This window comes from Actinoplanes sp. 13 (assembly GCF_056134165.1).
Genome location: NZ_JBVYOQ010000017.1, coordinates 1 through 22,924, shown reverse-complemented (window position 1 = coordinate 22,924; position 22,924 = coordinate 1). Strand labels below are relative to the sequence as shown.

The 22,924-nt window shown below is 71.2% G+C and carries 22 protein-coding genes; 9 read left to right on the top strand and 13 right to left on the bottom strand.

What is annotated here, in order from left to right; translation table 11 throughout:
- Positions 1–21 precede the first annotated feature (21 nt).
- From AC0NH5_RS27865 to AC0NH5_RS27850, 4 genes are all read left to right on the top strand, one after another.
- A complete protein-coding gene (locus tag AC0NH5_RS27865) occupies positions 22–288 on the top strand; it encodes a hypothetical protein (RefSeq protein ID WP_474409396.1) in 267 nt (88 codons plus the stop codon).
- Complete coding sequence (locus tag AC0NH5_RS27860) at positions 258–1,343, top strand: DUF3866 family protein (protein WP_474409394.1); 1,086 nt, start codon at positions 258–260, stop codon at positions 1,341–1,343. Before AC0NH5_RS27865 ends, AC0NH5_RS27860 begins: the two co-directional genes overlap by 31 nt.
- Positions 1,344–1,424: 81 nt before the next feature.
- Positions 1,425–2,066 (top strand): O-methyltransferase, encoded by a 642-nt coding sequence (locus AC0NH5_RS27855; protein WP_474409391.1) that lies wholly within the window; start codon positions 1,425–1,427, stop codon positions 2,064–2,066.
- A gap of 72 nt (positions 2,067–2,138) precedes the next feature.
- Positions 2,139–3,602 carry a GGDEF domain-containing protein gene (locus AC0NH5_RS27850; RefSeq protein WP_474409388.1) on the top strand — a complete coding sequence of 488 codons (1,464 nt, stop codon included), beginning with the start codon at positions 2,139–2,141 and terminating at the stop codon, positions 3,600–3,602.
- A gap of 38 nt (positions 3,603–3,640) precedes the next feature.
- Here the strand turns inward: AC0NH5_RS27850 and AC0NH5_RS27845 are convergent, their stop codons facing one another.
- The 8 genes from AC0NH5_RS27845 to arc all read right to left on the bottom strand — a co-directional run bounded on the left by AC0NH5_RS27845 (position 3,641) and on the right by arc (position 12,252).
- Entirely contained in the window at positions 3,641–3,856 is a 216-nt protein-coding gene (locus AC0NH5_RS27845) for a hypothetical protein (protein WP_474409385.1), read from the bottom strand.
- 23 nt (positions 3,857–3,879) lie between these two features.
- Positions 3,880–5,238, bottom strand: coding sequence for a Pup--protein ligase (gene pafA, locus AC0NH5_RS27840; protein WP_474409383.1), 1,359 nt, complete (start codon positions 5,236–5,238; stop codon positions 3,880–3,882).
- Positions 5,239–5,370: 132 nt separating this feature from the next.
- Positions 5,371–6,207 carry a proteasome subunit alpha gene (gene prcA / locus AC0NH5_RS27835; protein WP_474409382.1) on the bottom strand — a complete coding sequence of 279 codons (837 nt, stop codon included), beginning with the start codon at positions 6,205–6,207 and terminating at the stop codon, positions 5,371–5,373.
- Positions 6,208–6,240: 33 nt separating this feature from the next.
- Positions 6,241–7,080, bottom strand: a complete 840-nt coding sequence (prcB, locus tag AC0NH5_RS27830; RefSeq protein WP_474409380.1) for a proteasome subunit beta — start codon at positions 7,078–7,080, stop codon at positions 6,241–6,243.
- 201 nt (positions 7,081–7,281) lie between these two features.
- Positions 7,282–7,497 carry a ubiquitin-like protein Pup gene (locus AC0NH5_RS27825; RefSeq protein ID WP_474409378.1) on the bottom strand — a complete coding sequence of 72 codons (216 nt, stop codon included), beginning with the start codon at positions 7,495–7,497 and terminating at the stop codon, positions 7,282–7,284.
- A 100-nt stretch (positions 7,498–7,597) separates the two neighbouring features.
- Complete coding sequence (gene dop / locus AC0NH5_RS27820) at positions 7,598–9,115, bottom strand: depupylase/deamidase Dop (protein ID WP_474409375.1); 1,518 nt, start codon at positions 9,113–9,115, stop codon at positions 7,598–7,600.
- 47 nt (positions 9,116–9,162) lie between these two features.
- On the bottom strand, positions 9,163–10,413 hold the full coding sequence (locus AC0NH5_RS27815) for an acyltransferase family protein (RefSeq protein ID WP_474409373.1): 1,251 nt from the start codon (positions 10,411–10,413) through the stop codon (positions 9,163–9,165).
- Between the two features lie 57 nt (positions 10,414–10,470).
- Positions 10,471–12,252 (bottom strand): proteasome ATPase, encoded by a 1,782-nt coding sequence (gene arc / locus AC0NH5_RS27810; protein WP_474409371.1) that lies wholly within the window; start codon positions 12,250–12,252, stop codon positions 10,471–10,473.
- 174 nt (positions 12,253–12,426) lie between these two features.
- Here arc and AC0NH5_RS27805 point away from each other — a divergent pair, with 174 nt between their 5' ends.
- On the top strand, positions 12,427–12,738 hold the full coding sequence (locus tag AC0NH5_RS27805) for a ferredoxin (RefSeq protein WP_474409368.1): 312 nt from the start codon (positions 12,427–12,429) through the stop codon (positions 12,736–12,738).
- 32 nt (positions 12,739–12,770) lie between these two features.
- On the opposite strand, the gene AC0NH5_RS27800 is transcribed toward AC0NH5_RS27805, so the two are convergent.
- The 3 genes from AC0NH5_RS27800 to AC0NH5_RS27790 all read right to left on the bottom strand — a co-directional run bounded on the left by AC0NH5_RS27800 (position 12,771) and on the right by AC0NH5_RS27790 (position 15,515).
- The gene (locus AC0NH5_RS27800) at positions 12,771–13,361 is read right to left on the bottom strand and encodes a hypothetical protein (RefSeq protein WP_474409366.1); all 591 of its coding nucleotides are present in this window, start codon (positions 13,359–13,361) and stop codon (positions 12,771–12,773) included.
- 63 nt (positions 13,362–13,424) lie between these two features.
- Positions 13,425–14,363 carry a tRNA (adenine-N1)-methyltransferase gene (locus AC0NH5_RS27795; protein ID WP_474409364.1) on the bottom strand — a complete coding sequence of 313 codons (939 nt, stop codon included), beginning with the start codon at positions 14,361–14,363 and terminating at the stop codon, positions 13,425–13,427.
- A gap of 42 nt (positions 14,364–14,405) precedes the next feature.
- A complete protein-coding gene (locus tag AC0NH5_RS27790) occupies positions 14,406–15,515 on the bottom strand; it encodes a site-2 protease family protein (protein WP_474409678.1) in 1,110 nt (369 codons plus the stop codon).
- A gap of 156 nt (positions 15,516–15,671) precedes the next feature.
- Between AC0NH5_RS27790 and AC0NH5_RS27785 the strand changes: the two genes are divergently transcribed.
- Positions 15,672–16,820: a RecB family exonuclease gene (locus AC0NH5_RS27785; RefSeq protein WP_474409362.1), complete on the top strand. Its 1,149-nt coding sequence runs from the start codon at positions 15,672–15,674 to the stop codon at positions 16,818–16,820.
- Positions 16,821–16,940: 120 nt separating this feature from the next.
- A complete protein-coding gene (locus AC0NH5_RS27780; protein ID WP_474409360.1) occupies positions 16,941–17,639 on the top strand; it encodes a LuxR C-terminal-related transcriptional regulator in 699 nt (232 codons plus the stop codon).
- A gap of 82 nt (positions 17,640–17,721) precedes the next feature.
- Here the strand turns inward: AC0NH5_RS27780 and AC0NH5_RS27775 are convergent, their stop codons facing one another.
- Both AC0NH5_RS27775 and AC0NH5_RS27770 read right to left on the bottom strand, forming a co-directional pair.
- Positions 17,722–18,369, bottom strand: a complete 648-nt coding sequence (locus AC0NH5_RS27775) for an HAD family hydrolase (protein WP_474409676.1) — start codon at positions 18,367–18,369, stop codon at positions 17,722–17,724.
- Positions 18,370–18,510: 141 nt separating this feature from the next.
- Positions 18,511–19,206: a neutral zinc metallopeptidase gene (locus AC0NH5_RS27770; RefSeq protein ID WP_474409358.1), complete on the bottom strand. Its 696-nt coding sequence runs from the start codon at positions 19,204–19,206 to the stop codon at positions 18,511–18,513.
- 295 nt (positions 19,207–19,501) lie between these two features.
- Between AC0NH5_RS27770 and AC0NH5_RS27765 the strand changes: the two genes are divergently transcribed.
- Both AC0NH5_RS27765 and AC0NH5_RS27760 read left to right on the top strand, forming a co-directional pair.
- A complete protein-coding gene (locus AC0NH5_RS27765) occupies positions 19,502–20,269 on the top strand; it encodes an ABC transporter ATP-binding protein (protein WP_474409355.1) in 768 nt (255 codons plus the stop codon).
- Complete coding sequence (locus AC0NH5_RS27760) at positions 20,269–22,803, top strand: ABC transporter permease (RefSeq protein ID WP_474409353.1); 2,535 nt, start codon at positions 20,269–20,271, stop codon at positions 22,801–22,803. Before AC0NH5_RS27765 ends, AC0NH5_RS27760 begins: the two co-directional genes overlap by 1 nt.
- The last annotated feature ends 121 nt before the right edge of the window (positions 22,804–22,924 follow it).

Sequence of the window (22,924 nt, the reverse complement as noted above, 5' to 3'; positions counted from 1 at the left end):
GAGTACCTGGCGTCGTACATCGTGCTGGCCGTCGCGTTCGCCGCGGAGAGCGTGTCGTTCGGCAAGGCGGTCCGGCAGGCGCGCAACGAGTCGCGTCGCTGGCACACCTCCCCGACCCGGTTTCTGCGGCTCACCTCGGACACCACGGTCGAGGCGGTGTTCTTCGAGGACGCCGCCGCGCAGCTACCCCGGTATCAGCCACGTCTTCCTCGACCCGACCGGGGGGCGGGGCGGGCCGCAGCGATAGGGTCCCGGGCATGGTGCGGTGGCGGTCCGGGACAGTCGTGACGATCCGGCGGGCCTGGAACGGCGCCGTCGAGCTCGACGTGGACACTCCCGGCGGCCCGCTGCGCGCCCTCGCCTATCCCGCCCTGGTCGGCGCCCCGGAGCCCGGCGACCGGGTGCTGCTCAACGTCGGCGCGCTGGTCATGGGCCTCGGCACCGGGGGGTACGCGCTGGTGGTCGCGCTGCCCGACCGCCTGCCGCCGGATCCGCCCGACGACGGCAGCACCCGCGACAGCGGACACCTGGTCAAGGCGCGGTACACACCGCTGCAGCCGATCCTGCTCGGTGTCGACGAGGAGGCCTCCCCGCACCGCCCGGTGATGGCCGCCGCCACCGGCGTCGACGGCATGCCCGTGGTCACCGCCGACCTGCACTCCGCGCTGCCGGCGATCCTGGCCGGCATCCACGCCGACCGGCCGGCGGCCCGGGTCGCCTATCTGATGACCGACGGCGGCGCGCTGCCGGCCTGGTTCTCCCGCACCCTCGACGGCCTGCGCGAGCACCTGGCCGGCACGATCACCACCGGCCAGGCGTTCGGCGGCGACCTCGAGGCGAGCACCGTGCACACCGGCCTGCTCGCCGCCCGGCACGTGCTGCACGCCGACGTCACGATCGTCGCGCAGGGCCCCGGCAATCTGGGCACCGGCACCACCTGGGGCTTCTCCGGAGTCGCGCTCGGCGAGGCGATCAACGCCGTCGCCGCCCTCGACGGCCGGCCGGTCGGCTCGCTGCGCATCTCCGACGGCGACGGCCGCGAACGGCACCGCGGCGTCTCCCATCACAGCATCACGGCGTACGGCCGGGTCGCCCTGGCCCCCGCCGACCTGCCCGTCCCCGACGGGCTGGAACCGCGGCTGGCGGCCGAGGTGGACGCCGCGCTGGCCCCGCTCTCCGGGCGTCACCGCCTGATCCGCGTCGCCACCGCCGGCCTGGACGCGGCGCTGCGGGCCAGTCCGGTCCCGCTCTCCACGATGGGCCGCAAGCTCGACCAGGACCACGGCTACTTCCTCGCCGCCGCGGCCGCCGGCCGGCACGCCGCGACGCTGCTGGCAAGCTAGGAGCCGGCCGCGGGCCATGCCGCGGCCCTCGGTGATCCGCCGGCCCTGTCGCGCCCGGCCCGGTTACGGAAGGCTGGCGGCATGGCCGACATCATTGATCCTGCCGTCAGCGACTATCTCCTGGCGCACTGCACGCCCGCCGACGACGTCCTGCGCGACCTGGCCGAGGAGACCGCCGCGAAATATCCGGCCAGTGCCGGCATGCAGATCTCGCACGACGAGGGCGAACTGCTCACGCTGCTGGTCCGTCTCACCGGCGTGCGGTACGCGGTGGAGGTGGGCACCTTCACCGGCTACTCCGCCATCTGCATCGCCCGCGGCCTGGAGCCCGGCGGCCGCCTGCTGGCGTGTGACGTCTCCGACGAGTGGACCGGCATCGCGCGCTCCTACTGGGGCCGGGCCGGCCTGACCGACCGCATCGAGCTGCGCCTCGCCCCGGCGATCGAGACGCTGCGGGCCCTCGACCCCGGGATCGACTTCGCGTTCGTGGACGCCGACAAGACCGGTTACCCGGACTACTACGACGCCCTGGTGCCCCGGATGCGCCCGGGCGGCCTGCTGGTCTTCGACAACGTGCTGCGCGCCGGCCGGGTGCTGAACCCGGGCGACGCCGCCGACCGGGCGGTGGCCGGCCTCAACGACCGGATCGTCACCGACGAGCGGGTGGAGTCGGTGATGCTGCCGGTCCGCGACGGCGTCACCCTGATCCGCAAGCGCCCTTAGCGGAATCAGAGGCAACCCGTCCGCACCACGACGGGCACCGCCACCACCCCCCGGGTGCCGTTTCCTGATGCGGTGTCGAGTGTGCTGCGGTTCGCGGTGGTGGCGGTGCTGGCCGTCGCCGGCTATCAGGTGTTGCCGGACGACGGCTGGTGGACCACCGTATGGCAGGTCGCGACCGGCTGGACCGCGACGGCCGCGATCGTGGTGGGCGCCCGCCGGCTGCCCGCCCCGGACCGGCTGCCCTGGTGGTGCTTCGCCGCGGGTGTGCTGCTGAACTCGACCGGCATCGCGGTCGCGGTGATCAGCGACGTGTGCTTCGGCCTGGCCGACCTGCCCACCCCTGCCGACCCGTTCTTCCTGGCGCTCTACCCGGCCTGCGTGCTCGGGCTCGGCGTGCTGGTGTGGCGGCGGGACCGGCGGCGCGACTGGACCGCGGTCGTCGACGCGGCGACCATCACCACCGGGTTCGGGCTGCTGGCGTGGGTCTACGTGATCGCGCCGGAGAACCTCGGCGACCGGATGAACCGGTGGGCGCACGTGACGCAGGTGGCGTACCCCATCGGTGATCTTCTGCTGCTCGCCATGATGACCCGGCTGCTGCGCAGCGGCGGCGCCCGCGGCGCGTCGTTCTGGTGGATCGCCGGCGCGCTGGCGGCGCTGCTGGCCGGCGACTCGGCCTGGGTGGTGCTCGGCAACCTCGGCGACTTCGGGGTCATGCTGGAGGAGGCCCGCTGGTTCCGCCGGCCCCTCGAGTCGGTCTTCCTGATCGCGTTCCTGCTGTTCGGCGTCGCGGCGCTGCACGTCGACGCGCGCCGGGTTGCCACGCCCGCCGAGACGCCGCCGGCCCGGCTCGGCATCGGCCTGCTGGCCCTGCTCACCGGTGCGTCACTGATCGCCCCGGTGCTGCTGGCCGTGCAGTTGCATGCCGGCGCCGTGACCGACGGCTGGGCCATCGCGCTCGGCTCGGCCACGCTGTTCCTGCTGGTCGTCGCGCGGATGGCGATGCTGGTGCGGGAGGTGGAGCAGCACGCCCGGCAGGTGCGCGACCTGGCCCGGTCCGACGAGCTGACCGGCCTGCCCAACCGTCGGGCCTGGAACGACGAGCTGCCCCGCGCCCTGGAGCGGGCCCGCCGTGACCGCACGCCGGTGTCGGTGGCGATCTTCGACCTGGACCACTTCAAGCGCTTCAACGACACGCACGGTCATCCGGCCGGCGACCGGCTGCTCAAGGGCGCGAGTGCGGCCTGGCACGCGGCCCTGCGCGAGGTCGACGTGATCGCCCGGTACGGCGGTGAGGAGTTCGTGGTGCTGCTGCCGGCCGCCGGCGCCGCCGAGAGCCGGGAGGCGCTGACCCGGGCGCTGGCGGCTACCCCGCTGGAGCAGACGTTCTCCGCAGGGCTGGCCGTGTGGGACGGCACCGAGACCTCCGACGAGCTGCTGCAACGAGCCGACGCCGCGCTCTACCGGGCGAAGGCGGCCGGCCGCAACCGCATCGAAACGGCCCCCGCCCCACACCCGCAACCCGTTGCGTGGTGACTTGGGGCGCGCATCGCACCCGAAATCACCACGCTGCGTCAGGAGGTCAGAACGAGGTAGAGCCAGCCGGCCAGCAGCAGACCGAGGATCGCGGCGAGCAACCACGTCGGGATCAGGTGCTTGCCGTGCTTCGCCTGCTGGACCTGGCGGAAGACCTTCTCCCGGCGACGTTCGACGCGGCGCCAGCGAACCTCCGGATCGGTACGCTCGGGCGGTTCCACGGGTTCGGGCTGGCCGGGGACTGACGATGTCATAGCCCGGCCAGCCTAACCGGTGGTCACATGCTGGCGATCAGCCGCTCCACCCGCTCGTCGTACGCCCGGAACGGGTCCTTGCAGAGCACGGTCCGCTGCGCCTGGTCGTTGAGCTTGAGGTGCACCCAGTCGACGGTGAAGTCACGCCGCTTCTCCTGCGCGTGCTTGATGAACTCGCCGCGCAGCCGGGCCCGCGTGGTCTGCGGCGGCGTCTCCTTGGCCTCGAAGATCTGCAGGTCGTTGCTGATCCGGTCGACCTGGTTGCGCTTCTCCATCAGCGCGTAGAGGCCCCGGCCCCGGCGCACGTCGTGGTACGCCAGGTCGAGCTGCGCGACCCGCGGATGCGACATCGGGATCTCGTGCTTCGCCTGGTACCGCTCGATCAGCTTGTACTTCGACACCCAGTCGATCTCGCGGGACACCGGGTCGAGGTCGCCGCTCTCGATCGCGGTGAGTACCCGGCCCCAGAGCTCGACGACCCGCTTCGCGATCGGGTCGCCGCCGCGCCGCTCGACGAACTCGGTGGCCTTCGACAGGTACTCGTGCTGGATGTCCAGCGCGGAGACCTCCTTGTTGTTCGCCAGGCGGACCTTGCGGCGGCCGGTGACGTCGTGGCTGACCTCGCGGATCGCCCGGATCGGGTTCTCCAGGGTCAGGTCGCGCATCACCACGCCCGCCTCGATCATCCGCAGCACGATGTCGGCGCTGCCGACCTTCAGCAGCGTGGTGACCTCGTTCATGTTGGAGTCGCCGACGATCACGTGCAGGCGGCGGTACCGCTCGGCGTCCGCGTGCGGTTCGTCGCGGGTGTTGATGATCGGCCGGGACCGGGTGGTGGCGCTGGAGACGCCCTCCCAGATGTGCTCGGCGCGCTGCGACAGGCAGAACACCGCACCGCGCGGCGTCTGCAGCACCTTGCCCGCGCCGCAGATCAGCTGCCGGGTGACCAGGAACGGGATGAGCACGTCGGCGAGCCGGCCGAACTCGCCGTGCCGGCTGACCAGATAGTTCTCGTGGCAGCCGTACGAGTTGCCGGCCGAGTCGGTGTTGTTCTTGAACAGGTAGATCTCACCGGCGATGCCCTCGTCGTGCAGCCGCTTCTCGGCGTCGACGAGCAGGCCTTCCAGAATCCGCTCGCCGGCCCGGTCGTGGGCGACCAGGTCGGTGACGGAGTCGCACTCGGGCGTCGCGTACTCCGGGTGGGAGCCGACGTCGAGGTAGAGACGGGCGCCGTTGCGCAGGAACACGTTGCTGGAGCGTCCCCAGGACACCACCCGGCGGAACAGATAGCGGGCCACCTCGTCGGGCGACAGCCGCCGCTGCCCCCGATAGGTGCACGTGACTCCGTACTCGGTCTCGAGGCCGAAAATTCGCCGTTCCATGACGAAACACTAGCGGCAAGGACCGGTTCAGCGGCAGTCACCACGAGCGCTTTCCGCTATACCCACCGTGGCGTCCCGGTGACAGCCGGCAGCGCGCGGCCCACCGGGACGGAGCCGGTGGGCCGCGAGCCGTCACTTCTTCTTCTTGTCGCTCTCCGGCGTCTCGGTGCCCGCCGTCTCCTTGTCCGCGGAAGCCGCCGACACCGTCGGCTTCGCCTCGGCCGGCGCCGGCGGCGCGGCGTCCAGTTCGCCCAGGTCCGCCTCGGCCACCGACTCGTGACCGAGCAGGCTGGTCAGCGCCGTCCCGGCGATCCGCCGGAACGCCCGGCCCGGCCGGCGCCGGTCCAGCACCGCCACCTCGAGGGACTTGGCCTCCAGCGTGCGGGTCTGGCCGTTCTCCCCACCGACGCTGCCGAGCGCCTCACGCGCCAGGGTCAGCGCCGTCGTGAGGTCGGCCGCCGCGTCGTGCTGCTCGCGCAGCACGTTGGCGATCGCCTCGGATTGGCCGCCCATCGCCATGAAGCCCGGCTCGTCCATCACCGAACCGTCGTAGGTGATCCGGTACAGCTCGTCCTGCTCCGCCGAGGCGCCGACCTGCGCCACGCAGATCTCCACCTCGTACGGCTTCTGGGTCTCCGAGAAGATCGCACCGAGCGTCTGCGTGTACGTGTTCGCCAGCGCCCGCGCGGTCACGTCCCGCCGGTCGTAGCTGAGACCGACCATGTCGGCCATCCGCACACCGCCGCGGCGCAGGGCCTCGAACTCGTTGTACCGCCCGACGGCCGCGAACGCGATCTTGTCGTAGATCTCGCTGATCTTCCGGAGGGTGGTGATGTTCTCGGCGACCAGCAGGATGCCGCCCTCGTACGTCAGCACCACGGCCGAGCGGCCGCGGGCGATGCCCTTACGGGCGTACTCCGAGCGGTCGCGCTGAACCTGCTCGGGTGATGCGTAGAACTGCATGGCCACGGGTGGCAACTCCTTGTCTGACGAGAAAGCGGATCAACCGCCCGGGTTCTCCATGCGTCCCTGGACGACCTGCTCGGCCACCGTGGTGATCTCTTCGTCGCTGAGCCGCTGGGTGCCGGCCGCGGTCGCGGTCATCACCACCGGGAAGATCTTGCGGGTCACGTCCGGCCCGCCGGTCGCCGTGTCGTCGTCGGCCGCGTCGTACAGCGCCTCGACCGCGAGCCGGATCGCGTCCGCGGTGCTCACGCCGGTCCGGTACCGCTTCTTCAGCGCCGACTTGGCGAACAGCGAACCCGAGCCGATCGCCTCGTAGCCGGTCTCCTCGTAGAGCCCGCCGGCCACGTCGAAGCTGAAGATCCGGCCGGCCGGCATCTGATCGGCCGGCGCCAGGTCGAACCCGGCGAACAGCGGAACCACCGCCAGGCCCTGCATGGCGGCGCCGAGGTTGCCGCGCACCATGGCCGCGAGACGGTTCGCCTTACCGTCGAGGGAGAGCATCGCCCCCTCGATCTTCTCGTAGTGCTCCAGCTCCACCTGGAACAGCCGGATCAGCTCGATGCCGATCCCGGCCGTGCCGGCGATGCCGATCAACGAGTACGCGTCCGCGGGGTGCACCTTCTTGATGTCCCGGCTGGCGATCAGGTTTCCCATGGTCGCGCGCCGGTCGCCGGCCATCACCACACCGTCGGCCGTCGCGATCGCGACGATCGTGGTGCCGTGCGGGGCGATGTCGGCGGACAGGCCCGGCGGAAGCGGCCGGCGGCCCGGCAGCAGCTCCGGGGCAGCCTGGCTCAGGAACTGCGTGAAGGAGGACGTCCCCGTGCTGGTGAAGAAATCCGGTAGACGCCCGGATGGATCAAAGCCCGTCGCCACGTGGTTCCTTTCAGGTACGTGATCGCAGAGTTGAAGCACGATATCCCGCGCACCGACCCGGCGCGATGAACATCATCGACGTGTTGCGGGCCGCCGGCACCGACGGCCCGGAAATCGTCGCCGGACACCACGTGAAGCGGCATCCGGCGACAGGAACGGCTATGAACTCAAGGACCGGTCAATGCGAAACGGACGAGTAACTCACTGGCCGCCTTTTTGCACGTAGCCGCGGACGAATTCTTCGGCGTTCTCCTCGAGAACCGAGTCGATCTCGTCGAGCAGATCGTCCACGTCCTCGGTGATCTCCGCATGCCGCTCGGCGACCTCAGGGTTGGCCTCGACGGTGACGTCCTCGACCTCCTGGTCGCTGCGGCCCTTCCCGCTCTGCGACTGACCACCTGTGTCTCGGGTTGCCATGGATGTCCCCCTTCTCAGCCACCCGAAGCCCTGCAACATCGGGTTGGGAAAAACCTACCTCGCGCCTGTGACGAAACGACCCGCCGGTCCGGGTGTTTTCTCATCGGCTCGTGATGACCTCGAGCAGGTCCTTGGCGCTCTCACAGGTGTCGAACAGCGCGCCCACGTGCTTCTTCGTGCCGCGTTCCGGCTCCATCATCGGCACCCGGACGAGCGACTCCCGGCCCACATCGAAGATCACCGAGTCCCAGCTGGCGGCGACCACCTCGGACGCGTACTGCGCCAGGCAGCGGCCCCGGAAGTAGGCCCGGGTGTCCTCCGGCGGCTCGTACATGGCGCGCTCGGTCGCCTCCGGCTCGAGCAGCGTCTTCATCGAGCCGCGCGCGACCAGCCGGTGGTAAAGGCCCTTCTCCGGGCGCACGTCGGAGTACTGCAGGTCCACGAGCTGCAGCTTCGGCGACGACCAGGTGAGGTCCTCACGCTCCCGGTACCCCTCGAGGAGCCGCAGCTTGGCGACCCAGTCGAGGGTGTCGGAGCAGAGCATCGGGTCGCGGCCGAGCTTGTCGAGCGCGTCCTCCCAGCGGCTCAGGACGTCCGCGGTCTGCTCGTCGACGTCCGTCCCGTACCGGTCGTCGACGAACTCCCGGGCCCGCTCGTAGTACGCCCACTGCAGGTCGAGCGCGGTCAGCCGGCGGCCGTCACGCAGCCGCATGAGGTGCTTGAGGGTCGGGTCGTGGCTGACGTTCTTGAGCTCCGAGACCGGGTCGGCGATGCCCAGCTCGCCGGTGAACACCTTCTCCTCGATCATGTTGAGGACCAGGGAGGTGGTGCCCATCTTCAGGTACGACGCGATCTCGGAGAGGTTGGCGTCGCCGATGATCACGTGCAGCCGCCGGTACTTGTCGGCGTCGGCGTGCGGCTCGTCGCGGGTATTGATGATCGGCCGCTTGAGCGTCGTCTCCAGGCCCACCTCGACCTCGAAGAAGTCGGCGCGCGAGGAGATCTGGAAGCCGGAGCCGGTGCCGTCCTGGCCGATCCCGACACGGCCGACGCCGGTGAAGATCTGCCGGGTCACGAAGAACGGGGTGAGGTGGGCGACGATGTCGGCGAACGGGGTCTGCCGGCGCATCAGGTAGTTCTCGTGCGAGCCGTACGAGGCGCCCTTGTTGTCGGTGTTGTTCTTGTACAGCTGGATGCGGTGGGCGCCGGGAATCGTGGCGGCCCGCCGGGATGCCTCGGCCATCACCCGTTCGCCGGCTTTGTCCCACTTGACCACATCGAGCGGGTTGGTGCACTCGGGCGTGCTGTACTCCGGGTGCGCGTGGTCGACGTAGAGCCGGGCGCCGTTGGTCAGTATCACGTTGGCCAGGCCGAGGTCCTCGTCAGCGAGGGCTTCGGCCGGGTCGTAGGCGGCGCCGGAGTACGTGAAGCCGCGGGCGTCGCGCAGCGGCGACTCCTCCTCGTAGTCCCAGCGTGCGCGCCCGCCCCGGTTGAGCTCGGGACGCGCGCCGTAGGCGTTGACCACCTGCGACGAGGTGACCATCGGGTTGGCGCCGGGCTGGCCGGGCACCGAGATGCCGTACTCGACTTCGGTCCCCATAATCCGTCGAACGCTCATGCGACCACCCTGTCCGCCACGAAGCCAAGCCTGCTCATGCATCGAGCCTAGACGCTCTCACGTTGCTTTCCGAAGCTGGTCGTGCGCGGCGTGCCACCTTGGGTGGCGACGTCGGTCGCGGCGAGGCGCTCCCCGACCCGGCGGCCGAGCGCCTGTCCGGGCCGTTCCACCCAGCGGTGCGCGAGCCACGCGACCGAAAGCGTTCCCGCCGTGAAGCCGATCGTGACGACCACCGGGTCATCCGTATGGCGGACGATCAGTCCGAGGACGAGCAGGTGCAGCAGATAGAGCGAGTAGCTGACGGCGCCGAGCCGGGTGAGCACGACAGGCACGCGCCGGTGACGCAGGCCGAAGGCGATCAGGAAGGTGGCGGCCACGGCGACGGCGATCAGGGTCCAGCGCAACAGCCCGGCGCCGGTGGCCACCCACTGGTGCAGAGCGACGCCGGCGAAGACCAGGGTCAGCGCAACGGCGGCGCCCGGCCGGCCGATCTGCCGGTGCTGCGCGCGATGGATGACGGTTCCGGCGAACATCACCGCGAGCATGAGGGTGGCCTGCGCCGAGGACGCGCTGGTCACCCACCGGGTGGCATGACCGTTCACCAACGGCAGAACGATCAGGCAAAGACCGGCGGCGCCGGCCACGAGGGCGAGACCTTTGCGATTTTTCGCGTACGCGTAAAAGCTCCCCGCCATCAGCAAGGTGACCGTGGCCGCCGTGATCCGCCGATCGGCCGGCGTGGCGCCGAGCAGGTCCCCGGGCAGGTGGGTGCCGCCGAGCAGCGCGGCGAGCGCGAGCCCGGCCGCCCACCACGCGGACCCCCGGTGCCACCGCCATCCGAACAGACCCGCGACCAGCAGGTAGAACAGCATCTCGTAGGAGAGCGTCCAGAACGGCCGGACCACGCCGCGGACGCCGAGCAGGTCCTGGAGCATGGTCACGTGTCCGAGAACGGTCGTGACCGTCTCGGAGCCGAGCTGGTCCGGCAGCCGGTACAGCCCGGCCGCCCCGAGCCCGCAGGCGAGCGCGACGGTGAGCAGGTAAGCGGGGTAGACGCGGAACAGTCGGCCGGTCCAGAACCGCCGCAGGGATCCGTGGCGTTCCAGCGACATCGGGATCACGTAGCCGCTGACCAGGAAGAACAGCAGGACGCCGTACTTGCCGAGGTCGAACTGGCGATAGATCTCCAGGTGCCGGGCGGAGCCGAGCACGACCGGGCTGAGGTGGAAGAGCGCGACGACCACCGCAGCGTACCCGCGGAGCGCGTCGAGCCAGGCCAGGCGGGGTGCGGTGGTCACACAGGGGAGAACGACGGCAGGGGCGGAGGGAAACCCTCCGCCCCTGCCGGTCTCGCCTTACAGGTACTGACCGGTGTTGGAGGCGGTCTCGATGGAGCGGCCGGCCTCGGCGCCCTTGCCACCGGAGACGAGGGTGCGGATGTAGACGATCCGCTCGCCCTTCTTGCCGGAGATGCGGGCCCAGTCGTCGGGGTTGGTGGTGTTCGGCAGGTCCTCGTTCTCCCGGAACTCGTCGACGCAGCTGTCGAGCAGGTGCTGCAGCCGCAGGCCCTTCTTGCCGGAGGTGAGGAACTCCTTGATCGCCATCTTCTTGCCACGGTCGACGATGTTCTGGATCATCGCGCCGGAGTTGAAGTCCTTGAAGTACAGGACCTCCTTGTCACCGTTGGCGTAGGTGACCTCCAGGAAGCGGTTCTCCTCGGTCTCCGTGTACATCCGCAGCACGACGGCCTCGATCATGGCGGCCACCGTGGCGTCCCGGTTGCCGCCGTGCTCGGCGAGGTCGTCCCCGCTGAGCGGGAGGTCGGCCAGGATGTACTTGGCGAAGATGTCCTTCGCCGCCTCGGCGTCCGGTCGCTCGATCTTGATCTTCACATCGAGACGGCCCGGGCGCAGGATCGCCGGGTCGATCATGTCTTCCCGGTTGGAGGCGCCGATCACGATCACGTTCTCCAGGCCCTCGACGCCGTCGATCTCGCTGAGGAGCTGGGGAACGATGGTGTTCTCCACGTCACTGGAGACACCGGAGCCACGGGTCCGGAAGATCGAGTCCATCTCGTCGAAGAACACGATCACCGGGGTGCCCTCGCCGGCCTTCTCGCGGGCCCGCTGGAAGACCAGGCGGATGTGCCGCTCGGTCTCACCCACGTACTTGTTGAGCAGCTCAGGACCCTTGATGTTGAGGAAGTAGCTGGTGTGCTTCTCCTCGCCACGCCGCTCGGCGATCTTCTTGGCCAGCGAGTTGGCCACCGCCTTGGCGATCAGGGTCTTGCCACAGCCGGGCGGGCCGTAGAGCAGGATGCCCTTCGGCGGGCGCAGCTGGTGCTCCCGGAACAGGTCCGCGTGCAGGAAGGGCAGCTCCACCGCGTCGCGGATCTGCTCGATCTGCGAGTGCAGGCCACCGATGTCGGTGTAGTCGACGTCGGGGACCTCCTCCAGGACGAGCTCCTCGACCTCGCTCTTCGGGATGCGCTCGTAGGCGTACGCCGAACGAGGTTCGATCATCAGCGAATCGCCCGCGCGCAGCTTGCTGATCTCGAGGGAGTCGGCGAGGAACACGATGCGCTCCTCGTCGGCGTGCGAGACCACCAGCGCCCGGTCACCGAGCGCACCGTCCGGGCCGGCCAGGACCTCCTTGAGCAGGACGACCTCACCGGACCGCTCGAAGCCGAACGCGTCGACCACATTGAGCGCGTCGTTGAGCAGGACCTCCTGGCCCCGCTGCAGCTCGTCGACGGCCAGTGACGGCGAGACCGCCACCCGGAGCTTGCGCCCGCCGGTGAACACGTCCACCGTGCCGTCCTCGTGTGCCGTCAGGAACACGCCGTAACCGCTCGGCGGCTGGGCGAGGCGGTCAATCTCTTCCTTGAGAGTGACGATCTGGGCCCGGGCTTCCTTGAGGGTCGCCACGAGCCGCTCGTTGTTCTCGGTCACTCGGGCCAGCTGCGCCTGCGTTGCCGCGAGCCGTTCCTCGAGCTGCCGGACGTGTCGGGGGCTCTCGGTCAACTTCCGTCGAACCAGGGCGAGCTCCTCTTGCAGGAACGCCACCTGACTCGAGAGGTCGTTGGCCTCTTTCTCCCATCGTGCGGCGCGGGAGTCCGCTTCGTCGCTACGTGCCACGTCCCACCTCCCCGGGGGGCTCGAACGTCTTGGGTCAACACTAGCTGTTGCGAAGCGGTTTTCGACCCCCGCAACACCCTCGTCACCGAGTCTTGATCGATTGATCAACCTGCGGCCGGGTGGTCAATACGACCTTCGGGTACCGTCGCAACGAGCAAGTCGTGGGAGGTCGGAGTGTCGTCGGACACAGTCGCGCCGAACGGCGCGGAGGAACTGCAGGTCTGGATCGATCAGGACTTGTGCACCGGGGACGGCCTCTGCGCGCAGTACGCACCGGACGTCTTCGAACTGGACATCGACGGCCTGGCGTACGTGAAGGGTGACGCCGGTGACCTGCTCCAGGAGCCGGGTGTCCGCACCGGCGTCCCCCGGCATCTGCGCCTCGAGGTGATCGACTCGGCGAAGGAGTGCCCGGGCGACTGCATCCACGTGGTCCGCGCCGCCGACGAGGTGGAGATCGCCGGCCCGGACGCCCCGGATGAGTGAATCGGAGTGATCCCGCTTACTCCTCGGGTGATCTACAGCGTAGGACGGCCCACGAGGGACGCGACCACGCGCGAGAACTCCTCGAGGCGGGCGATCTGCCCGGGCCCACCGTCGTCGATGGTCTTGCCGAACCGCAGCGCGTCGTGCCGCAGCGGGGCCCGGCCCTCCTCCTCGCCGACACCGGGCGGCGGGACCGCGTCGTCGACCGAGCTGAGCAGCAGGTAGACGTCGATGCTGTCGACCCGGGCCTGCCCGTTCGAGGTGCGGGTGAGCCGCCGCCGGCAGCCCACCTCGGTGACCGTGGACAGCGGCACCACCCGCAACGACGAGGTCATCGCCCCGACCGGGCCGTCACCGGGGGCGACGTCCTCACCGTGCCAGAGCACCAGCCGGCTGCCGTCGCAGACCACGACCTCCTGCCAGACGCCGTTCACCTCGTTGACGAACCGCTCCAGGGTGAAACACAGCACCGAGGCCCCGCGCAGCACCCCGAACAGCGCCTCCAGAGCCACGTCCGGATCCCGCAGGTACGCCCGGGCGGCCGAGTCCAGGTCCGGGTAGGGCGACCAGTCGGGAAACACCGCCGGCATCTCGTTGCTGCCGCCGAACGGCGGAGAACTCATCGCGCCCACCCCTGCCCTCCCCATCACGCCCTACCGGAACCTACCGGACCGCAGCGGCGGCGGTCACTCCCCTCCGGCGTCCTCGCGCTGTGCGGCGAGTGCGGCCTGGGTCGCCTTGCGCAACGCGTACGCCTCGGCGCCCTTGCTCGGCTTGCGGCGCCGCGGCGGCGCGGTGATGCCCGGCGCCAGCTTGCGCGCCGACACCAGGAACGCGGTGTGCGCGATCATCCGGTGGTCCGGGCGGACCGCCAGGCCCTCCGCGTGCCAGTCGCGCACCAGCGACTCCCAGGACCGCGGCTCGGTCCAGCCGCCGCGCTCCCGCAACGCCTCGACCAGCTCGGACAGCTGCGGGGTGGTGGCCACGTACCCGATGAACACGCCGCCCGGGATGAGCGCCCGCTCGACCATGTCGAGCGCCTCCCACGGGGTCAGCATGTCCAGCACGATCCGGTCGAAGCCGGTGATGTCGTTGCCCGCGACGTCCCCGTTGTGCAGGTGCCAGGCCGGGTGCGGGCCGCCGAAGAAGGCCTCCACGTTCTTGCGGGCGATCGCCGCGAAGTCGTCCCGCAGCTCATAGCTGTGCACCTCACCGGTGCTGCCCACGGCCCGCAGCAACGAGCAGGTCAGCGCCCCCGAGCCGGCGCCGGCCTCGAGCACCTTCGCGCCCGGGAAGACGTCGCCCATGGCGACGATCTGCGCCGCGTCCTTCGGGTAGATGACCTGCGCACCGCGCGGCATCGACAGGACGTAGTCGGCGAGCAGGGGACGCAACGCGAGGTACGCCGTACCGCTCGTCGCGGTGATCACACTCCCGTCCGGCAGCCCGATCAGATCGTCGTGCTCCAGGGCGCCGCGGTGGGTGTGGAACGCCTTGCCGGCCTCCAGCACGATCGTGTGCATCCGCCCCTTCGGGTCGGTGAGCTGAACGCGGTCGCCCACCCGGAACGGCCCGCGGTGGGCGGGGACCTGCTCGTCGACGGCGGTGGTGGGGGTTGTGGTCACTGATCTTCTTTCGGCTGTCTGCGGTCTGGTGGCTTTTAATGATCAAGAGCGGTCGTCGCGCGGACCCGGTGCGGCCCGCCGCGGTTCCAGCACGGCGGCCACGTCGGCGACCCGCAGGACGCCCACGACATCCTCGCCTGCGGTCACCAGGTAGTGCGCACCCGGGTGGGCCTGCAACGCCCGGACCACCTGCTCGCCGGTCAGCCCGAGCGGCAGGGTGGTCAGCGCGTCCCGGGACCGTGACACGCTCTCCACGCTCACCCAGGGCCGCCGGTCGACCGGCACACGCTCGGCGGCGACCGGGTCGACCAGTGCGGTGAGGCTACCCGCCGCGTCGGTGACCGCGAGCACCACGTCCGGCCGCGGGTCCTCGGCGCGGCGCCGCTGCGCCTCGCCGAGCGGGGTCCCGGCCGGCACCGCGAGCAGCGGCCGGGCCAGCCGGCTCAGGTCGATCAGCGGGAAGCGGCGCGTCATCCGGCCCAGCCGGATCGACTGGCCGGCGCCCTGCCAGAGGGTGAGCACCACCAACAGGATGAAGACAAGTCCGAAAATGGTCAGCAAGCCCAGCTGGTAGAGCAGGACCACGGCCGCCGCGGTGGCCAGCGCCAGGATCCGGCCCGCCCAGCCGGCGATCTCGGTGGCCCGGTTCCGGTCCTTGGTCACCGCCCACACCGCGGCCCGCAGCGCCCGGCCGCCGTCCAGCGGCAGCCCCGGCAGCACGTTGAAGACGGCCACCAGGACGTTGCTCACCGCCAGCTGGAAGGCGATCTGGCCGGGCACCGTGCTCTCCGGCAGCAACAGCGCCGCGCCGGTGGCGAGCCCGCCCAGGACCAGCGACACCGCCGGGCCGGCCAGCGACACCAGCGCGTCGATGCGCGGGGTCGGCGCGTCCCGGTCCATCTCGGTCCAGCCGCTCAGCAACTCCAGCGTGATCCGGCGCACCCCGATCCCGAACCGCCGGGCGGTCAGCGCGTGCCCCAGCTCGTGCAGCAGCACCGAGCCGAGCAGGCAGGTGACGAAACCCAGCCCGACGAGGTACGCCCAGGGGTCGGCCAGGTTCAGCTGGGTGCGGGCGTAATTCCCGTACACCACCGTGACCAGCACCGCGAGCAGCAGCATCGACGCGTTCGCGTGCACCGGGATGCCGAGCACGTGCCCAACCGGCCGCCCGCCACCCGGCCGTCGCGCATCCCGTGACGCGCGCTCCCCCGACGCTCGGCTGTCCTCCACGGCTTCGATGCTACGGACACCCGCGCGATGGGACCCACCCCGGCGTTTTCGTCGTACCCCTGGCCTAGCCTTTCTGACATGACGGCCCCCCCATCGACGACCGCGCAACCGGCTCCCGAGCCTCTGCCACCGGGTTCCCCGGTCCCGGCCGTTCGCGGCCGCCGCCCCGACGCGCCGGCCGGCCCCTCGCTGTCGCCGTCGCGGGCCGCCGACTTCAAGACCTGCCCGCTGCTGTTCCGCTTCCGCACCATCGACAAGCTGCCCGAGACCCCGTCGGCCGACCAGGCCCGCGGCACGCTCGTCCACGCCGTCCTGGAGCGCCTCTTCGACCTGCCGGCCGCCGAGCGCACCCCGGACGCCGCGATCGCCCTGGTCGAGCCCGAGTGGCAGCGTCTGCTCGAGCAGGAGCCCGCCCTGGCCGGCCTGTTCGCCGACCCCGCCACCGGCAAGCCGGACATCGCCGCCGACCCGGCCCCCGGCACCGCCACGCCGACCATCGTCGCCGGCCCCCCTGGCGTCACCGGTCCCACGTCGATGCGTGATCCGGCCGCGGTCGCCGCGGAGGCCGACGCCACCGGGCAGCAGATCCTGATCGACGTCCCCGGCGGCGCCGAGGCGGCCCGCGTCGCCGCGTTCCTGGCCGGCGCCCGCGCCCTGCTCACCGGCTACTTCGCGGTGGAGGACCCGCAGCGCCTCCAGCCCGCCGAGCGGGAGACCCTGGTCTCCACCCTGATCGGCGACGACGAGCTGCTCCTCCGCGGCTACATCGACCGCCTCGACGTCTCCCCGGCCGGCGACTTGCGGGTCGTCGACTACAAGACCGGCGGCGCCCCGCGCGAGGCCTTCGAGGGTCGCGCGCTGTTCCAGCTCAAGTTCTACGCGCTGGTGCTCTGGCGCACCCGCGGCGTGGTCCCCCGGGTGCTGCGCCTGCTCTATCTCAAGGACGCCGAGGTCTGCGACTACAGCCCGGAGGCCGGCGAGCTGGAGCGCTTCGAGCGCACCCTGATCGCCCTGTCCGACGCCATCGAGCGGGCCAAGCGCGACCGCGACTTCCGCCCCAAGCCCAGCCGCCTCTGCGGCTGGTGCAGTCACCAGGCCCTGTGCCCCGAGTTCGGCGGCACTCCCCCGCCCTTCCCGGAGGCCGCGCCCGCCACCCTGCCCGACCTCACCGCCGACGCCGAGCCCGACCGCCTCACCACCCTCCCCCGGGACGCCCCCGTTGCCTGACCGCCCCCATCCGGCGCCTCGCCGGCCCACCGCACTGCCCGGTCGCCCACCGGCCCCTCGGCGCGACGGGCATCCGACCATGGGACCGGCATCACCGGCCGCACGTCGGACAATGCCGGGATGAAGCCTCTGCGTGTCCTGGTCGCCGACCCGGCACCCCTGCAGCGCGCGGGCCTGCGGGCGATGCTGACCGCCCCACCCGACGGCCTCCACCACCCGGAGACCGGTGTGGCCGACATGGTGGTCGCCGGTGAGGCCGGAGACGGTGTCGAGGCGATCGAGCTGGCCCGCCGGCTGCTCCCCGACGTGCTGATCACCGAGCTGGACCTGCCGAGAGCCGACGGCCTGACGGTGACCCGGACCATCACCCGGGCCGGCCTCCCGGTGCGGGTGCTGATCCTGACCACCCGGGACAGCGACGACGAGATCCTGGCCGCGGTCGCCGCCGGCGCCACCGGCTACCTGTGCAAGGACGCTCCGCGCGACGAGCTGGCCGCCGCTGTCCGGGCCGTCGCCGCGGGTGGCGCCGTGATCGCCCCGCCGCTGCTGGCCCGCGTCCTCACCCGGGTCGCCGCGGCGGTCCCCGTGCCGGCCGACAACGGCGCCTCCCGGCTGAACGCCCTGACCAGCCGGGAGCGTGAGGTCCTGGTGCACGTCGCCCGCGGCCTGACCAACGCCGAGATCGCGGACCTTCTGCAGGTGAGCGAGACCACCGTGAAGACCCACGTCGGGCACGTGCTCACCAAGCTGCGCCTGCGCGACCGCACCAAGGCGGTGGTCCTCGCCTACGAGACCGGCCTGGTCAAACCCGGCACCTGATCCGGTCCACAAGCCGGCGTGGCCAGTCCCGGCACCTGACCGGGTCGCAACCGGGCTGGTCAGATCCGGCACCCGGCCGGATCTACACGCGGAGCAGCCCGGTCAGGAACGCCGGGTCCACGCCCACCAGCGTCGACCGCAGGTGGACACCGTCGGTCGGCGGCAGCTCCAGTTCCGCGGGCACCGCCAGGACCGCCGCACCCGCGGCGAGGGCGCTGGCGGACCCGCTCGGCGAGTCCTCGATCGCCACGCAGCGGGTGATCGGCACCCCCAGGAGGCGGGCCGCGGTCAGGTAGGGCTCCGGGTCCGGTTTCGGCCGGGTGACCTCGTCGCCGCAGACGACGACGTCGAAGTTCTCCGCGCCGAGCGTCTTGAGGGCGACCTCGACGAGGCGCCGGCCGGTCGAGGTGACCAGCGCCGTCGGGATGCCCGCCTCGCGGACGGCGAAGAGCAGCTCGGCCGCGCCGGGCCGCCACACCAGTCCTTCGCCGAAGAGCTCGTGGACCCGCTCGGTGAGCCAGGCGGCGTCCGGTTCCTCGGGCCGGTCCGGCTGCCCCAGGTCGTCGCGGAACAGCTGCATGGTCTCGGCCATGCTGGTGCCGACCATCGCGAGCCGGGCCCGCTCGGAGAGCTCACCGCCGGCCAGCACCGCGAGTTCGGCCAGGGCGATGCCCCACACCCGCTCGCTGTCGACCAGCGTCCCGTCCATGTCGAAGAGTACGGCGTCCAGAACAGCCCCCCAGGTCGATCCGCCGCGCCTATTCTGCGTCGTCCGGCGGCGTGCGCCGACCCGATGTGACCCAAATCAGAGCCCCATGTGACCCACATCAGAGCCCGATGTGACCCGGATCAGAGCCCGATGTGACCCGGATCAGAGCCCGCACGCCGACAGCGACTTCTCATATCCGCTGGCGAACGCGTCCATCCGCTGCTCGGCCGTCCCGTGCGCGCCTTCGGCGAACCACGGCTGGCCGGGGTCGTCGCCGACGGCGGCGAGCCCGTCGGCCAGTTCCCGGGTGTCGTTGTCCTGCATCGTCAGTGACCCGTCGCGGACCTTGTCACCGATGAAGGCGCCGGCCATACAGTCCGCCTGCAGCTCCTGCTCGATGGTGAACTGCTTCCGGATGCCGAGCCGCGCCTGGATTCCGTGCGCGTACTCGTGGCCGAGCAGGTAGAACACGAACGCGTCGCCGATCTGCTGGAATGCCGCGTACGCCCAGTTCAGGTCGTAAGCGATGAAGTCCCCGGCGGAGCAGTACACCGCATTGTTGCGGGGCAGCGACTCACCGCCGCAGTCGACCTCGCCGCTGCGCTGGTACGGGATGAGCCGCCGCACCGGCTGGAAGTCGGCGCCGAGCTGCTCCGACCAGTACTGCTCGGCGACCGACTGGGAGGCGCGGATGTCGTTGGCGAACTCCTCCGGCGTGTCGGTGCCGTCCTCCGGGTCGACGCCCTCCCCGGCGGTCTCGGCGGGGGCGGGGGCTCGGCCGGGGCCGTCCTCGACCGGGGCGAGACACCCGGCCGTGAACAGCACGGCGATCAATGCGAACACGAGGCGAGGGCGCATGCGGTCCTCCAGGCCGGGGCTTTCACGGTAGTCAGGGATACCAATCCGGGCGGCCGGCGAAACGTTTCTCTCGGGGGTGTCCCTGAGCCGGGGTGGGTGGTCACCCCCAGCGAAATCTCCGACCGCGCTCCCCCGTGGGGCGGACGCTCCATTGCGATCGCGCCGACAGACTGGGCTGGCCGGCCGGGTGCGGGAGCGCCCCGGCCGGACCAAGACGACGGCCCGGGAACGGCACGGCCCGCCAGACGGCGGGCCGTGGCGGTGGGCCGAGACGGTAGTGACACGAGGGGGAGACGTGGCAGGGACGGATACCGGCGAACCGGTGGCGGCGCGTTCGGTCGAGGTCTGGAAGGTGTACGGCTCGGGTGAGGCCGAGGTCGCCGCGCTGCGAGGGGTCAGCGCGGACTTCGGCCGGGGCCGCTTCACCGCGATCATGGGGCCGTCCGGCAGCGGCAAGTCGACTCTCATGCACTGCCTCGCCGGGCTGGACACGGTCACCCGGGGCACCGTGCACATCGGCGGCACCGAGATCAGCAACCTGAGCGACAAGGCGCTGACGCGGCTGCGCCGGGACCGGGTCGGCTTCATCTTCCAGCAGTTCAACCTGCTGCCGACGTTGAGCGCCGCGGAGAACATCCGGCTGCCGCTGGACATCGCCGGCCGCAAGCCGGACCCGCAGTGGTGGGACACCGTGATCAAGACGGTCGGCCTGCAGGACCGGCTCAAGCACCGGCCCAGCCAGCTCTCCGGCGGCCAGCAGCAGCGGGTGGCGTGCGCGCGGGCGCTGATGGGCCGCCCGGACGTGATCTTCGCCGACGAGCCGACCGGCAACCTCGACTCGCGCTCCGGCGCCGAGGTCCTCAACTTCCTGCGGATGAGCGTGCGCGAGCACGGCCAGACCATCGTGATGGTCACCCACGACCCGGTCGCCGCGAGTTACGCCGACCGGGTGGTCTTCCTCGCCGACGGCGAGATCGTCGACGAGCTGGCGAACCCGACCGCCGAGTCCGTCCTGGACACCATGAAGCGGCTGGACACCCACAGCGACCCGGTGATGCTCTGATGCTGCGCGCGACGCTGAAGAGCCTGCTCGCCCGCAAGCTGCGGCTGATCCTTTCCGGTCTCGCGGTGATTCTCGGCGTGATGTTCGTGTCCGGCGCCCTGGTGCTGACCGACACGTTGAACCGCACCTTCGACTCGATCTTCTCGGACGCCTACGCGACGACCGACGTCTCGGTCAGCGCCAAACCCAAGATCGAGGTCGCCGAGTTCGAGGGCGAACAGGTCGCCACACCGCTTCCGGCCTCCGTCGTGGACAAGATCAAGACCCAGCCGGGGGTACGGGCAGCCGTGGGCCGTGTCGACGCGGACGGCGCACGGGTGATCGGATCGGACGGCAAGGTGCTGTCCTCGTTCGGTCCACCCCGGATCGGTACGAACTGGACCGGCACCGATGAGCTGCTCCAGCTGCGGGACGGTCGCGGGCCCACCGCCGACAGCGAGATCGCGATGAACGCCACCACCGCGGAGCTGTCCGGATATCGGATCGGCGACCGGGTGCCGGTGCTCACCCAGCAGCCCAAGCGGGTGTTCACGCTGGTCGGCATCTGGGGCTACGCCGGCGACCGGGACAGCCTCGGCGGCGTGCAGGAGGTCGCGTTCACCACACCGGTCGCGGGTGAGCTGATGCTCGGCGAGAAGGGCGCGTTCACCTCGGTGACCGTGCGTGCCGCCGAGGACGTGACCCCGGCGCAGCTGCGGGACCGGCTCGCCCCGGCGCTCGGCGCGGACTTCGAGGTCAAGACCGGCGAGCAGCTCGCCGACGAGAGCTCGGCCGGGCTGAAGGAGGGCATCGGCTTCTTCAACCAGATCCTGCTCGGCTTCGCGGGCGTCGCGCTGTTCGTCGGGATCTTCCTGATCCTGAACACGTTCTCGATCGTGGTCGCGCAGCGCACCAAGGAGCTGGCCCTGCTACGGGCGATCGGCGCCAGCCGCCGGCAGGTGATCAACTCGGTGCTGGTGGAGGCCGTACTGGTCGGCCTGATCGCCGCGGTCCTCGGCCTGGCCGCCGGGGTCGGCGCGGGCGCCGGCCTGGGCGCGCTGTTCAGCAGCATGGGCGGCGGCATGGACCTGGCCCCGATCGGCGTCCCGCTGTCCGCGGTGATCAGCGCGTTCGTGGTCGGGATCCTGGTGACCGTGGTCGCCGCGGTGCTGCCCGCGCTGCGTGCCTCCCGGATCGCCCCGGTCGCGGCGATGCAGGACGTCGCCACCCCGGACCGCCCACTCACGAAAATCACGGTGGCCGGTTCCCTGGTCACCGCGGCCGGCGCGGCCGCGCTCAGCCTGGGGCTGTTCGCCGACTCCGGCGACGCGACGCTGTGGCTGATCCTCGGCGGCGTGCTGGTCACGTTCATCGGGATCGCGCTGCTCACCCCGCTGCTCAGCCGCCCGGTGGTGTCCGCGCTCGGCCGGCTCTTCGCCTGGTCGGTGCCGGGACGGCTGGGCCGGCTCAACTCGGGCCGCAACCCGCGGCGCACCGCGATCACCGCGGCCGCGCTGATGGTCGGCATCGCGCTGGTCACCGGCGTGACCGTGGTGATGGACTCGGCGAAGGCCAGCCTCCAGGCGGAGGCCGCCCGGACGCTCAAGGCCCAGATCATGATCAGTGGCGAGCAGGGCGGGCCACGGCCACCGACGTACGACCCGGCCGTCCTGTCGGCGACCGCGCAGATCCCGGGCGTGCAGGCGGCCGCCGGCCTCTACAACGACCTGGTCGCGATCGGCGGGGAGCAGGAGTACGTGACCGCCACCGAGGACCTGGCCGTGCTCGCCCGTGCCTACGGGTCGACCGCCACGACGCTGCGGGACGACCAGATCGCGGTCAGCGCGCCACGGGCCGCCGAGAACGGATGGCAGACCGGCACCCGGGTGGACATCCAGACGTCGCGGGGTGACCAGCGCACCTACACGGTCGCCGCGGTCTTCGCGGAGGACACGCTGCCCGGCAGCCTGGTGCTCCCGGCCGCCGCGATCGACGGCTTCGGGATCAGTCAGCCGGTCCTCGGCTTCGTCCGCCTGAACGACGGCGTGCCGGTCTCAGCCGTCCTGCCGCAGGTCAAGGCGTTGCTGGCGGACAGCCCCGAGGTGTCGGCGACCGATCAGGAGACATTCGTCAACGCCCAGGCCGCACAGTTCGACCAGATCATCACGATGATCCAGATCCTGCTGGGGCTGGCCATCCTGATCGCCGTGCTCGGCGTGGTCAACACCCTGGCGCTGTCGGTCCTGGAACGGACCCGTGAGCTGGGCCTGCTCCGCGCCGTCGGCCTGGGCCGCGCCCAGACCATGCGGATGGTCACCGTCGAGGCCGTGGTCATCTCGGTCTTCGGCGCCCTCCTCGGCGTCACGGTCGGCGCCGGCATGGGCACCGCGGTGACCCGGGCCCTGGAGAGCGACGGCATCACCGAGCTCGTGCTGCCCTGGCCCCGGATGGGCACCTACTTGGCCCTGGCCGCCCTGGTCGGCGTGATAGCCGCCGTGGCACCCGCGATCCGGGCCGCCCGCCTCAACGTCCTGAACGCCATCGCCCACGACTGACCCCAGAACCCTGTGTGTGGAGTTCGGGTCCGTATCGGACCCGAACTTCACACACAGGCCGGCACCCCCCGACAGCTCGAAGCGCCGTCCCCGGACGGGGGCAAGCGCCAAGGGCGGCGCA

Coding starts and splice junctions, on each gene's coding strand:
- AC0NH5_RS27860 (WP_474409394.1), top strand. CDS start 258: ATGGTGCGGTGGCGGTCCGGGACAGTCGTGACGATCCGGCGGGCCTGG.
- AC0NH5_RS27855 (WP_474409391.1), top strand. CDS start 1,425: ATGGCCGACATCATTGATCCTGCCGTCAGCGACTATCTCCTGGCGCAC.
- AC0NH5_RS27845 (WP_474409385.1), bottom strand. CDS start 3,856: ATGACATCGTCAGTCCCCGGCCAGCCCGAACCCGTGGAACCGCCCGAG.
- pafA (WP_474409383.1), bottom strand. CDS start 5,238: ATGGAACGGCGAATTTTCGGCCTCGAGACCGAGTACGGAGTCACGTGC.
- AC0NH5_RS27825 (WP_474409378.1), bottom strand. CDS start 7,497: ATGGCAACCCGAGACACAGGTGGTCAGTCGCAGAGCGGGAAGGGCCGC.
- dop (WP_474409375.1), bottom strand. CDS start 9,115: ATGAGCGTTCGACGGATTATGGGGACCGAAGTCGAGTACGGCATCTCG.
- AC0NH5_RS27800 (WP_474409366.1), bottom strand. CDS start 13,361: ATGAGTTCTCCGCCGTTCGGCGGCAGCAACGAGATGCCGGCGGTGTTT.
- AC0NH5_RS27785 (WP_474409362.1), top strand. CDS start 15,672: ATGACGGCCCCCCCATCGACGACCGCGCAACCGGCTCCCGAGCCTCTG.
- AC0NH5_RS27780 (WP_474409360.1), top strand. CDS start 16,941: ATGAAGCCTCTGCGTGTCCTGGTCGCCGACCCGGCACCCCTGCAGCGC.
- AC0NH5_RS27770 (WP_474409358.1), bottom strand. CDS start 19,206: ATGCGCCCTCGCCTCGTGTTCGCATTGATCGCCGTGCTGTTCACGGCC.
- AC0NH5_RS27760 (WP_474409353.1), top strand. CDS start 20,269: ATGCTGCGCGCGACGCTGAAGAGCCTGCTCGCCCGCAAGCTGCGGCTG.